At 71.5% G+C, this 12281-nt stretch carries 10 protein-coding genes; 4 read left to right on the forward strand and 6 right to left on the reverse strand.

All coding sequences use genetic code 11. The features are described 5' to 3' along the window. Window positions 1-121 precede the first annotated feature (121 nt). Entirely contained in the window at window positions 122-1273 is a 1152-nt protein-coding gene (locus BM339_RS37420; protein WP_021591102.1) for an acyl-CoA dehydrogenase family protein, read from the forward strand. 120 nt (window positions 1274-1393) lie between these two features. Continuing rightward, window positions 1394-2416, forward strand: coding sequence for an aspartate-semialdehyde dehydrogenase (locus tag BM339_RS37425; RefSeq protein ID WP_075023957.1), 1023 nt, complete (start codon window positions 1394-1396; stop codon window positions 2414-2416). A 59-nt stretch (window positions 2417-2475) separates the two neighbouring features. On the opposite strand, the gene BM339_RS37430 is transcribed toward BM339_RS37425, so the two are convergent. From BM339_RS37430 to BM339_RS37445, 4 genes are all read right to left on the reverse strand, one after another. Next, a complete protein-coding gene (locus tag BM339_RS37430; protein ID WP_021591100.1) occupies window positions 2476-2694 on the reverse strand; it encodes a DUF2277 domain-containing protein in 219 nt (72 codons plus the stop codon). 536 nt (window positions 2695-3230) lie between these two features. Then, a complete protein-coding gene (locus BM339_RS37435; protein ID WP_083598380.1) occupies window positions 3231-4223 on the reverse strand; it encodes a M28 family metallopeptidase in 993 nt (330 codons plus the stop codon). Window positions 4224-4295: 72 nt separating this feature from the next. Then, window positions 4296-5882 carry a M4 family metallopeptidase gene (locus tag BM339_RS37440; protein ID WP_256255679.1) on the reverse strand — a complete coding sequence of 529 codons (1587 nt, stop codon included), beginning with the start codon at window positions 5880-5882 and terminating at the stop codon, window positions 4296-4298. A 334-nt stretch (window positions 5883-6216) separates the two neighbouring features. Beyond that, a complete protein-coding gene (locus BM339_RS37445; RefSeq protein ID WP_075023958.1) occupies window positions 6217-7245 on the reverse strand; it encodes an alpha/beta hydrolase in 1029 nt (342 codons plus the stop codon). 140 nt (window positions 7246-7385) lie between these two features. Between BM339_RS37445 and BM339_RS37450 the strand changes: the two genes are divergently transcribed. Both BM339_RS37450 and BM339_RS37455 read left to right on the forward strand, forming a co-directional pair. Continuing rightward, window positions 7386-8117, forward strand: coding sequence for an isocitrate lyase/PEP mutase family protein (locus tag BM339_RS37450; RefSeq protein WP_075023959.1), 732 nt, complete (start codon window positions 7386-7388; stop codon window positions 8115-8117). 101 nt (window positions 8118-8218) lie between these two features. Next, window positions 8219-9043 carry an oxygenase MpaB family protein gene (locus BM339_RS37455; RefSeq protein ID WP_075023960.1) on the forward strand — a complete coding sequence of 275 codons (825 nt, stop codon included), beginning with the start codon at window positions 8219-8221 and terminating at the stop codon, window positions 9041-9043. 54 nt (window positions 9044-9097) lie between these two features. Here BM339_RS37455 and BM339_RS37460 read toward each other — a convergent pair whose 3' ends face one another. Then, window positions 9098-10750 (reverse strand): BCCT family transporter, encoded by a 1653-nt coding sequence (locus BM339_RS37460; protein WP_075023961.1) that lies wholly within the window; start codon window positions 10748-10750, stop codon window positions 9098-9100. Window positions 10751-10780: 30 nt separating this feature from the next. Further along, window positions 10781-12235: a pyridoxal phosphate-dependent decarboxylase family protein gene (locus BM339_RS37465; protein WP_075023962.1), complete on the reverse strand. Its 1455-nt coding sequence runs from the start codon at window positions 12233-12235 to the stop codon at window positions 10781-10783. Window positions 12236-12281 lie beyond the last annotated feature (46 nt).

Below are 12281 nucleotides of genomic sequence, written 5' to 3' on the forward strand. Positions count from 1 at the left end.
AACCCGGCGCGACTCTGACATCCGGATTCGCCCTGATTGGCCCCTGAGTACACCCCTGTCCGGTCAGGGTGCCGTCCCCGACGTACCCTCGTGCGGACGGCCCCGGACGGAGGAGACCTGCATGGACGTGCTGCGCGTGGACGACCGGCTCACGGACGAGGAGCGGATGGTCCGCGACACCGTCCACGCCTTCGTGACGGAGAAGGTGGCGCCCCACGTGGCCGGCTGGTTCGAGGACGGGACGTTCCCCGCCCGCGAACTGGCCCCCGAGCTGGGCGCGCTCGGCCTGCTCGGCATGCATCTGAAGGGCTACGGCTGCGCCGGGACGAGCGCCGTCGCGTACGGGGTGGCGTGCCGGGAACTGGAGGCGGCCGACTCGGGGCTGCGCAGCTTCGTGTCCGTCCAGGGGTCCCTGGCGATGGCGGCGATCCACAAGTACGGGTCGGAGGAGCAGAAGGAGGCGTGGCTGCCGCGGATGGCGGCCGGGGAGGCGATCGGCTGCTTCGGCCTGACCGAGCCCGACCGCGGCTCCGACCCCGGCGACATGCTGACCCGCGCGCGCCGGGACGGGTCCGGCTGGGTGCTCGACGGCACCAAGATGTGGATCACCAACGGCTCGATCGCGGACGTCGCCGTCGTGTGGGCGCAGACGGAGGACGGGATCCGCGGCTTCCTCGTCCCGAAGGGCACGGAGGGTTTCACGGCGAGCGACGTCCACCGGAAGCTGTCGCTGCGGGCGTCCGTCACGTCCGAGCTGGTCCTGGACGGCGTGCGCCTCCCGGAGACGGCGATGCTGCCCGGCGTGAAGGGGCTGAAGGGCCCGCTCGGCTGCCTGTCCGAGGCGCGCTACGGGATCCTGTGGGGCGCGATCGGCGCCGGACGGTCCTGCTACGAGGCGGCCGTCGACTACGCCAAGGCCCGCGAGCAGTTCGGCAAGCCCATCGGGTCGTTCCAGCTCACCCAGGAGAAGCTCGCCTGGATGGAGGTCGCGCTCGGGCAGGCCGGCCTCGTCGCGCTGCACGTCGGGCGGCTCAAGGACGAGGGGACGGTCACCCCGCAGCAGGTCTCGTTCGGCAAGGTCGCGAACGTCCGCGCGGCGCTGGACGTCGCGCGCCAATCCCGCACGGTCCTCGGTGCCAACGGGATCACGCTCGAATACCCGGTGATCAGGCACATGAACAACCTGGAGAGCGTGCTGACCTACGAGGGCACCGAAGAGGTGCATCTGCTCACGCTGGGTAAGGCCATCACCGGGCTGGACGCGTTCCGTTAAGGAGCGCTTGAACCGTCCCCGTAGGGTTATTCACTGGACGTCCTTGCACGGACCTGGGCAGACTCGCGAGCACCCAGGTCAAGCGACTACACAGGTCAAGCGATCACCAGAGGGAGCGGCATGAGAGTCGGCATCGTCGGGGCCACCGGACAGGTCGGGGCCAAGATGCTCGAAATCCTGGCCGAGCGCGGATTCCCGGTCGACGAGCTACGGCTGTTCGCCTCGGCGCGCTCGGCGGGCCGGAGGCTGCCGTGGGACGGCACCGAGATCACCGTCGAGGACGCGGCCGCCGCCGACTACTCCGGTCTCGACATCGTGCTGTTCTCCGCGGGCAAGACCACGTCGAAGGAGCTCGCCCCGAAGGTCGCGGCGGCCGGCGCGGTGGTGATCGACAACTCCTCCGGCTGGCGGATGGACCCGGACGTCCCGCTGGTCGTCTCCGAGGTCAACCCGCACGCCGCGGCGAACCGCCCGAAGGGGATCATCGCCAACCCGAACTGCACGACGATGGCCGCGATGCCGGTGCTGCGCCCCCTGCACGCGGAGGCCGGGCTGACCGCCCTCGTCGTCTCCACCTACCAGGCCGTGTCGGGCAGCGGCGTCGCGGGCGTCGCCGAGCTGCACGACCAGGCGGCCAAGACCGTGCAGACCGCCGACCGGCTCGCCCACGCCGGGACGGCGGTGGAGTTCCCCGAGCCGTCGGTGTACGTGCGGCCGATCGCGTTCAACGTGCTCCCGATGGCGGGTTCGATCGTCGACGACGGCCTCGCCGAGACCGACGAGGAGCAGAAGCTCCGCAACGAGAGCCGCAAGATCCTGGAGATCCCGGACCTGAAGGTCTCCGGCACCTGCGTGCGCGTCCCGGTCTTCACCGGCCACTCGTTGCAGGTCAATGCCCGTTTCGAGCGCCCGCTCAGCCCGGAGCGCGCGAGCGAGCTGCTGGCGGGCGCCCCCGGCGTCGCGCTGTCGGACGTCCCGACGCCGCTGCAGGCCGCGGGCCAGGACCCGACCTACGTGGGCCGCATCCGCCGTGACGAGACCGTCGAGAACGGCCTCGCCCTGTTCTGCTCCGGCGACAACCTGCGCAAGGGCGCGGCGCTCAACACCGTCCAGATCGCCGAGCTGGTCGCCGCCGGCGGCTGAGCCCGCCACGCCCCAGGCCCGCCGCGGACACGTCCCGGCGGGTCTGCGCGTTTCCGGGGCTAGCTCGCGCGGCGGCCGCGGACCTCCAGGGAGTCGAGGAGGGCGGCGGTGCTCCGGGCGATCTCCTCGACGGCCCGGTCGAACGCCTCCGCGTTGTGGGACGCGGGCGAGCGGAACCCGGAGATCTTGCGAACGTACTGGAGCGCCGCCGCCCGCACGTCGTCATCGGTGACGTCGTCGGAGTACGGCGGTCGAAGCGTCTTAATACTGCGGCACATCCCCCCATTGTGACCCCGTGCACCGACATCAGCCCTCGCAGCAACCCCGCAACAACTTCAACGGTTGCGATCGCGTCCGAAGGCAGGTTCGAGCGGAGCGAGAATCTGATCGCGCAGCGAGCCGCTAGGCGAGCCGGAGCGATGCCAGCGATCGCCCGCGTTTTTCGACGATGGAGGGCGCCCAGCGCCCGAAGGAGGAGAGAAATGCAATGAACACGGTTTCGCCCCCTGGCGCCGACGGAGACGACGGCGCCAGGGGGCGGGCGGGGGGCGGGGCCCCGCGGGGCGGCGGGACGGTTCGGGCCGAGATCGCGCCGTGCCGCCGCCGGAGGTCAGCCCAGGGTGGGGAGAGGGGCTGACTGAGAGTGCATCGTGGCGGGCGCGGGGTGTCAACGAATCCATCCGCCACTGGATTTTCAATTGTGTGAACGAGGCCGTTGAAAGGACTGAAACCGGCCTCCGGCCTGCGGCCACTTGGTGATCTTGAGGTTGGCGGGCCCGGCCTCGACCGGGCTTCCCGCGCCCGTGCCGGCGGCCTAGGCGGCGACGCGGACGGACTGCCCGCCCCCGCCCGCCAGCGTCCAGACGGCGTGGGCGATGGCGTCGGCGTTCCGGTCCAGCGCGGTGTCGTTGATGTTGGACGTGGTGTCGCACGACGCGTGGTAGCAGCGGTCGAACGCGACGCCCGCCTGGCCGCCCCACAGCTGCGCCTGCTGGGACGTCTTGCGCCCCTCGGCGCCGGTGAACATCCCGCCGGCGGGGATGCCGACGCGGATGAACGGCCCGTAGTCGGAGCGCCCGTCGAACGCGGTGTCCTGGACGGGCACGTTGATCGACGAGAAGTGGGACCGGAGCACCTGCTCGATCTCGGCGGACCCGGCCGGGCCGCCGCTGCCGCTGGACCCGTCGCCGTCGTAGGCGAAGTAGCCCGGGTTGGGGGAGCCGACCATGTCGAAGTTCAGGTAGCCCGTGATCTTCGACCGCTCGGCGGACGGCAGGTTGCTGACGTAGTACGTCGACCCGACGAGCCCGAGCTCCTCGGCGCCCCACCAGGCGAAGCGCAGGTGCCGGTCGGGTCGCAGGCCCTCGCGGGCGACGGCGAGCGCGGTCTCCAGGATCGCCGCGGAGCCGGAGCCGTTGTCGTTGATGCCGGGCCCCGCGGACACGCTGTCCAGGTGCGCGCCGGTCATCAGCGTGTCGTCGGTGTCGCCGCCGGGCCAGTCGGCGATCAGGTTGTATCCCGTCGCCCCGCTCCGCGAGAACGACTGGACGGTGGTCTGGTAGCCGGCCGCGTCCAGCTCGCCCTTCACGTAGTCGAGCGAGGCGCGGTAGCCGGGACGGCCGTGGGCGCGGTTGCCGCCGTTGGCGGTCGCGATGCCCTGCAGCTCGGACAGGTGCGCCTTGACGTTCGTGAGCGGGATGTCGGGTGCGGCCAGGGCGGCGGGCGCGGCGGACGCGCCGGCCGGGGCGAGGAGGGCGGACGCCACCAGCGCCGCCGCCCCCAGGGTCGCCATCGTGCGCGATCTCATGTGGTCCTCCAGAGGGGAGCGCGGCCCGCGACGGGGGAGCGGGCCCCGTCGCGGGCCGCGGGCGGGGGGCGGTCAGGAACCGGTGATCGTGTTCGGCTGGGTGCCGCAGGACGCCTCACCGCTCTGCGCGGGGACGTTGATCGCACTCCAGGCGGCCTTCACCGCGTTGCACTCGGTGGCGGAACCGGGGAACAGCTCCAGCGCGGCGCTGACCGTGGCGACGCGGGCGCGGGCGTGGCTCCAGCTCGTGACCTTGCGGTTCAGGCCGCCCATGAAGATCTGGCCGGCCTTCTGGACGCCGATGCCGGTGACCGTCGAGCCGTCGCAGGTCGGGCTGCCCGGCTTGCCGCCGCCCGGGTTGGAGCCCTCGGCGAGCAGGTAGAACCAGTGGTTCTGCGGGCCGGCCGCCGCGTGCACCTCGGTCCTCGGGATCGAGGACGAGTAGCAGTTCGGGTCGCCGAGCGCGGACGGGTCGTACATGTTGCGGATGGGCCCGGAGCCGACCAGGTCGACCTCCTCGCCGACGAGGTAGTCAGGCGGGTCGAGGTTCGACGGCTCGTTCATGTAGTGCTCGGTGAGCGCGCCGAAGATGTCGCCGGCGGACTCGTTCATGCCGCCCTTCTCGTTGCCGTTGCCGCCCCCGGCGCCGCCGGGCGTGGTGCTGAAGATCGCGTGGCCGTTCTCGTGCCCGACGACGTCCACCGACGTCGCCTGCCGCGAGCCGGAGGAGTTGCGGCCGTAGTTGGTGTAGCTGCCGTTCCAGTACGCGTTCGCCTGGTTCAGGCCGACGCGCATCGGGAAGCCGCCGCCGCTGCCGTTGATGCCGTTGCGACCGAGCCAGTCGCCCAGCATGTCCCATTCCTTCTGGACGGCGTACATGGCGTCGACGCAGGCGGTCTCCAGGTTGGTGCCGCTGCCGTTGCCCCAGGCGCTGTCACCGCCGGTGTAGGTGGAGCCGTTCTGGCCGCCGCACCGGACCCCGGAGCGCTGCGGGTCGCTCATGGACGTCGCGGCGGTGCTGAGGTCGACGATGCCGTGGTAGTAGCTCTGGTCGTCGGCCGCGTCCCGGACCTCGTCGAAGGTCTCGACGACCTTGCCGGTCTTCGCGTCCACGAACACGTGCAGCTTCGTGGGGGCCTTCTTGCGGGTGCCGGTGACGACGGTCTCGTAGGCGAGCCGTCCGGAGCCCTCGGCGATCACGGTCAGGCGGGGCGTGGACGTGCTCTCGACCGTGGACACGCGGGACCGCGACGTCGCGGCGGCCTGTGCCGCGGTCACCGTCGCCTTGGTCGACACGTCCAGCTTCGTGGTCTGGCCGACGGACGTGCTCAGCACGCCGCCGCCGGCGTTGGTCGTGACGACGAAGTCGCCGCCGTACACGGGGAGGCCGTCGTAGGTGCGCTCGTACGACACGTGCTGGAGGCCGCGCAGGCCGGAGACGACTCCGCGGCGGACGATCCTGTCCTTCGGGGCCGTCTTGAAGGTGGCGGGCTTCGCCGCGACCAGGCGGTCGGCCGAGGCGGCGGCGAGGGTGCGGGGGTCCGGCTTGCCCGGGGCCGCGGGGGAGGTGCGGGGTGTCGCACCGGTGGCGGGGGACGACATCGCCACGGCGAGGCCGACGGACAGCGCCGCCGCCCCGATCGCGGTCTGGTGTCTCACGGGGGTGCTCCTTCCACGTGCCGGACGAGTGGGGAGATGGCACGTGGAGGTCCTTGTGGGAGCACTCCTCGGGCCGCCCGCCCGGCGGGGGGCTTGGATGGGGGACTCATCCGGATGAGCTGACCCGAAGTGCACTCCGAATTATGAAAGGTGTCAATAAATCCAATTGGTACTGGATTTTCAACTTCTAGCGGTCGATGACTGAAACCACTGGAAATGTCGCTGTGGGCAGCGCGAACGGGCCGGGCCGGTCATGCCGGCCCGGCCCGGCCGGCGGGGAACCCTCGGCGCCCCGCACGCGTTGAGGCGGGACCGCGGGCGTTGGGGCCGCCCGTCAGGGGGCGATGCGGCGGCAGAGCCAGGCGAGGGCGAGCGGGTAGCGGTAGTCGATGCCGCCGTGGCCCGCGTCGAACAGCTCGAAGCGGATCGCGTCCTCCGCGACGCCCGCGTCCAGCAGCGCCCGGTGGAACGCCTGCGCGCCGATGTCCAGGTACCACTCGTCGCGCGTGCCGCCGTCGATCCAGATCGCCCGCTGCGACCGCATCGCCTCGGCGTGCTCCGGCACCATCCGGACCGGGTCCCATGCCAGCCAGCGCTCCCACACGTCCTGCCGGAGCACTCCGGTGACCGGGTCGAACGGCAGCTCGGGCGTGCCGTCGCCGCGCGCGGAGTAGCACAGCGCCATGCCGAGGATGTTGAGCAGATCCATGTCCTCGGCCTTGGTGAACGACGTGCGCGAGCGGAAGTCGTCCCACCAGCGCCAGATGTCCCCCTCGTACTTGCGCAGGTGGCGGACGCACTTGGGGAACTCGGGCAGGTAGCAGTACTCGAACAGGGCGTCGCCCGCGTGCGTCGCGAGCGCCCCGAACAGGTCCGGCCGGAGCATCGGCGTGATCATCGCGCCGTAGCCGCCGCTGGACTTGCCGCTGATCGCCCGGTGCTCCGGCGCGTCCAGCGTCCGGTAGCGGGCGTCCACCCACGGAACGATCTCGTCGCAGATGTAGGAGTGGTAGCGGCCGGTGCCGGGCGAGTCGACGTACTGGCTGCCGCCGTGCGCCGTCCAGGCGTCCACGAACACCACGATCGCGGGCGGCGCCTCCCCGCCGGCGAACACCGCGTCGGCCGTCTCGGGGAACGGCTGCCGGTACGGCATCCTATTCCGCCAGATCCCGACGTGCCCGGTGAAGCCGGTGATCACGTACACGCTGGGGTAGCGGCGGTCCGGCTCGTCGTCGTAGCCGGGCGGGACGTACACCAGCACCGGCCGCTCGTGCGGGTCCTTCAGCGGGTTGCCGCGGAGCAACTCGCTGGCGACGACGTGCTCTTCCAGGCGCCCGGCGAACTCGGCGGACCACGGCAGCATGCGCAATCTACTCCCTCATCACAGGTGGATGATCACTTCGACGCTAACCCACGCCCCCGACTGAGCACACCGTCGCCGGGGCGGATGTCACAATCCGGCAAGGCCGTCTAGTCCTATGTGCCGAGGGGAAGGAGAACGGAATGCCCGACAACGCCGCACGACTTCGTGACCTGCACCGCCCAGGGGACCCGCTGCTGCTGCCGAACGTCTGGGACGCCGGAAGTGCGCAGATCGTCCAGGAGGCCGGGTTTCCCGCGCTCGCCACCGCGAGCGCCGCCGTGTCCGCCATGCTCGGCTACCCCGACCACGAGGGCGCCCCCGCCGAAGAGATGTTCGCCGCCGCCGGGCGCGTCATCCGCGCCGCGACCGTCCCGGTCACCGTGGACGCCGAGGCCGGGTACGGCCTCCAGCCGGCGGAGCTGGTGGAGCGGCTGCTCGCCATCGGCGCGGCCGGCTGCAACCTGGAGGACACCTACGCCGGGGAGCTGGCCGCCCCCGAGACGCAGGCCGAGTACATCGCCGCCGTCCGGGACGCGGCGGGCGACGCCCTGGTCATCAACGCCCGCGCCGACACGTTCGTCGCCGGGGTGCCCGACCCGGTCGACGCCGCGATCGCCCGGGGCCGCCTGTACCTGGAGGCCGGCGCGGACTGCGTCTATCCGATCACCGCGCCGCTGGACGCCGTCCCGTCCCTGGTCAAGGGCCTGCCGGGGCCGGTCAACGCGAACAACTTCCCGGGCACGTCCCTCCGGGACCTGGCGGAGACGGGCGTCGCCCGCGTCTCCTACGGCCCCATGCCCTACCTGCGCGCCCTGGACGCCGTGAAGGACTTCGCCGCCCGCGTCAAGGCGATGGAGGACCCCTACGCCTGACGCGTGTGAGGGCGCCCACCTCCGGCCGCCCTTGCAAGGGGTAACTTGCCTTGGCACAGTGATACGCGAAATGTTGCTACGTATCAGAGGGTGAGGCCCGCATGACCACGATCGAGGAGGAGTCGCCCCCGAAGGTCGTCCTCGACTCCATCAGCGGCGTCGCGCTCGCCGCCGCCGCGTCGAACGTCGTCATGCAACTCGCCCGCCTCCCGGTCGGGCATGGCGTCGCCGAGAGCACGGTGGACAGCGGCCGCGTCGACAAGCACCCGGTCAAGCGGGCCCGCACCACCCTCAGCTACATCGCCGTCGCCATGCTCGGCACCGAGTCCGAGCGGCTCGCGATGCGCCGCGAGGTCAACCGCGCCCACCGGGGCGTCAACGCCAAGGCCCCGGTCGCCTACAACGCCTTCGACCGCGAGCTGCAGCTCTGGGTCGCCGCCTGCCTCTACCAGGGCATCGAGATGATCTACACGCTCCTGTACGGCGAGCCGTCCCCCGAGCAGGCCGAGGAGATGTACCGGTACGGCGCCCGCTTCGGCACCACCCTCCAGGTCCCGCGGGACATGTGGCCGCCCGACCGCGCCGCCTTCGAGGACTACTGGCAGGCCGGCGTCGCCGAGATCGAGATGGACGACGTCACCCGCGGCTACCTGCGCGACCTCACCGAGCTGCGCCTCTTCCCGGCCCCGCTCCGCTGGGTCCTCGGCCGCCACCACCGCTTCCTCACCCTCGGCTTCCTGCCCCAGCCGTTCCGCGACGAGCTCGGCTACCCGTGGACCGCCCGCGACCAGGCCCGCTTCGACCGCTACACCCGCTTCCTCGCCCGGACGAACCGCGTCCTCCCCCGCCCGGCCCGCGAGTTCCCCTTCAACCTCTACCTCCACGACGTCCGCCGCCGAATCAGAAAGAACCGCCCCATCGTCTGACCACCCGGCCGGTATGCGGGTGATCAGGTGGTCGGGCTGGATCGGTCAGGTGCGTCATCGAGAGGGCGTGTCGCGGCCGGAAGGTCTGATCTGGAGTTCGAAGTCGCCCTTGTGGTGGCGGACGCCGGCCACGACGGCGTCTTCGAGGACTTCGGCGCCCTTGTTCTGGCGGCGCATCATGGGGTCGGAGCGGACGTCCTTCGCCAGGGAGAAGCAGAGCAGGATCAGGACGATGGCGAACGGCAGCGCGCCGATGAAGGTGATGTTCTGGATGCCGTTGAGGGCCCGGTCGCCGCCGATCACCAGCATGATCGCGGCGACGCCGCCGGTCATCGCGCCCCAGAAGACCACGATCCAGCGGGACGGGCTCGTGGAGCCGCGCTGGGACAGCGTGCCCATGACGATCGAGGCCGCGTCCGCGCCGGACACGAAGAAGATCGCGACGAGGACCATGACGACGATCGCGGTGAGCAGTTCCCAGGGCAGGTTGCCGAGGACGTTGAAGGTGATCTGCTCCTCCGAGCCGTTGCCGTAGGGGTTCAGGCCGGCGCGCTGCTGGTCGACGGCCGTCCCGCCGAAGATGGCGAACCAGCCGAGGCTGACCGCGCTCGGCACGATGATCACGCCGGCGACGAACTGGCGGATGGTGCGGCCGCGGCTGATCCGGGCCAGGAACATGCCGACGAAGGGGGCCCAGGAGATCCACCAGGCCCAGTAGAAGATCGTCCACTCGGAGAGGAAGGTCTTCATCGGCTCGCCGCCCGTGGCGCCCGACCGGGACGCCATCTCGCCGAAGTCCTGGATGTAGACGCCGACCGTGGTGGGCAGCAGCTCCAGGATGAACACCGTCGGGCCGGCCACGAACACGAAGAAGGCCAGGAAGGCGGCCAGCACCATGTTGGTGTTGGACAGCCACTGGATGCCGCGGGCGATGCCGGACACGGCCGACAGGATGAAGCAGATCGTCAGGACCACGATGATCAGGACGAGGACGGAGGTTCCGAGCGAGTCGATCCAGCCCGCCTCCTGCATGCCGGTCCGGATCTGCAGCGCGCCGATGCCGAGCGAGGCGGCGGAGCCGAACAGGGTCGCGAACAGCGCGAGGATGTCGATGAGCCGGCCGACGCGGCGCTCGGTGCGGCGGCGGCCGAGCAGCGGGACGAACGCCGCGCTGATCAGCTGGCTGCGGCCGCGGCGGTAGTGGCCGTACCCGATCGCGAGGCCGAGGACGGCGTAGATCGACCACGGGTGAAGCGTCCAATGGAACATCGTGGTGGCCATCGCGGTCTCGATCGCCGGCTCGCTCTGCGACGGGTCGGTGCCCGGCGGCGGCTTGACGTAGTGGGTGAGGGGCTCGGCCACGCCGAAGAACATCAGCCCGATGCCCATGCCCGCGCTGAACATCATCGCGACCCACGAGACGGTGCGGAACTCCGGCTCGTCGCCCTCCCGGCCGAGCGGGATCCGCCCGTAGCGGCTGAGCGCAAGCCACAGGGAGAAGACCACGAACCCCGTCGCGGCGAGGACGAACAGCCAGCCGACGTTCGCCAGCAGCCAGCCGAGCGCCGTCCTGGTGGCCGAGTTCAGGCCGCGGTGGTTCGCGGCGCCCCAGACGACGAACGCCGCGGACAGCGCCGCGGTCACGCCGTAGACGATCCAGTCGGTGCGCGAGCGTGCCGGGGCGGCGGGTTCCTCGGAGATCTTCACAGTCTGTAGTCATGCCCGGAGAATCACGGCTCAGTGACGCAGCGTGCGATCGGCTGAGGCTTCCTTGCGTGCGTCGTTGACCGCCTGGACGAGCTCGTCGATGTCCGCGGGCGTGGTGCGGTGGCTGATGACGCAGGCGCGGAGGGCGGCGCGGCCGTCGAGGCGGACGGGGCTGATCCAGGCGCGGCCCCCGGTGACGACCTTCTCGGCGAGGGCCTCGTGGTGCTCCCACGTGCCGTCGTCCGGGTCGGCGAAGCAGACGACCGGGAGCGGCGTGTCGTTGACGACGTCCCAGCCTGCGGCGGTGATCCGTTCGCGGAGGCCGTGCGCGAGATCGGCGTCGTGGTCGAGTTGCGCGGCGTACCCTTCGCGGCCCGCGACGGCGAGGCTGAGGAACAGCTTGAGGCCCATGAAGCGGCGCGACCACTGCTGGCTGGAGGTGTAGGGGTCGACCGTGTCGGGGATCTCGGCCGGCATGTAGGACGTCGTGACCCGGAACGTCTCGGCGAGGCCCGCGGCGTCGGTGCACAGGAGGGCCCCGGCGCCCATCGGGACGCTCAGCCACTTGTGCGCGTCGACGGTGATCGAGTCCGCGCGCCCGATGCCGTCGAGGGCGGGCGCGAGCCGGTCGGAGAGCGCGGCGGCGCCCCCGTACGCGGCGTCCGCGTGCAGGTGGAGGCGCAGGTCGCGGCACAGGTCGGCGATCTCGTGCAGCGGGTCGATCACACCGGCCGCCGTGGTCCCGGCGGTCGCGACGACGAGGAACGGCAGGTCGCCGGCCGCGCGGTCGGCGGCGATCCGGCGGGCCAGGGCGGCGGTGTCCATCCGCAGGCCGGGGCCGGACGGGACGAGGCGCACGGCGTCCCGTCCGATGCCGGTGGCGTGCGCGATCTTCAGCCAGGCGAGGTGGCTCTCCGCCGACGCGTACATGACGGGACGGCCCGGCAGCGCCCGCACTCCCTCCTCGCCGTAGCGCGGCCACGCCTTCGTCAGGGCCAGCAGCACCGCGGTCAGGTTGGCCTCGGCGCCCCCGCTGGTGAACGACCCGGCGACCTCGCCGGGCGGGTAGCCGAGCCGTCCGCCCAGGTAGCGCAGCAGATGCGCCTCGATCTCGGCCGCCGCGGGCGCGTGCGACCAGGCCGCCATCTGCGGGTTGAACGCCGCCGCGAGCGTGTCCCCGACCACGCTCATCAGGGTCGGCGTCGGATTGAAAAGCCCGAAATACCGGGGATGGGTCGTGTGGACGGTGGTCGCGCGCAGCATCCCGGCGACATCGCGGATCGCCTCGTCGGGGGCCACCGGACGCTCGAAGTCGTACGCGCCGATCCCGGCCCGGAGGCGCTCGACGTCCACCGGCCTGCTCACGGGGCGGCCGGCGATCTGCGCGCGCTCCTCCTGGAGGAGGTCGACGACGTCCCGCCACAACCGTTCGGAGGCGGACGGGGGCGGGTCGAAGGAGGCACGTCCTACGGGAAATCGGTCCATACCGTCGACCATCGCGCCCGCCCGGCACCGAACCAAGTGGCAGAAG

This window comes from Actinomadura madurae, assembly GCF_900115095.1.
In the GTDB taxonomy this organism is placed as follows: Bacteria; Actinomycetota; Actinomycetes; order Streptosporangiales; family Streptosporangiaceae; genus Spirillospora; species Spirillospora madurae.

Bases quoted from the DNA above. Each gene is read 5' to 3' on its own strand.
- BM339_RS37435 (WP_083598380.1), bottom strand. From the start codon at position 4,223: ATGAGATCGCGCACGATGGCGACCCTGGGGGCGGCGGCGCTGGTGGCG.
- BM339_RS37465 (WP_075023962.1), bottom strand. From the start codon at position 12,235: ATGGACCGATTTCCCGTAGGACGTGCCTCCTTCGACCCGCCCCCGTCC.
- BM339_RS37425 (WP_075023957.1), top strand. From the start codon at position 1,394: ATGAGAGTCGGCATCGTCGGGGCCACCGGACAGGTCGGGGCCAAGATG.
- BM339_RS37430 (WP_021591100.1), bottom strand. From the start codon at position 2,694: ATGTGCCGCAGTATTAAGACGCTTCGACCGCCGTACTCCGACGACGTC.
- BM339_RS37450 (WP_075023959.1), top strand. From the start codon at position 7,386: ATGCCCGACAACGCCGCACGACTTCGTGACCTGCACCGCCCAGGGGAC.
- BM339_RS37420 (WP_021591102.1), top strand. From the start codon at position 122: ATGGACGTGCTGCGCGTGGACGACCGGCTCACGGACGAGGAGCGGATG.
- BM339_RS37455 (WP_075023960.1), top strand. From the start codon at position 8,219: ATGACCACGATCGAGGAGGAGTCGCCCCCGAAGGTCGTCCTCGACTCC.
- BM339_RS37445 (WP_075023958.1), bottom strand. From the start codon at position 7,245: ATGCTGCCGTGGTCCGCCGAGTTCGCCGGGCGCCTGGAAGAGCACGTC.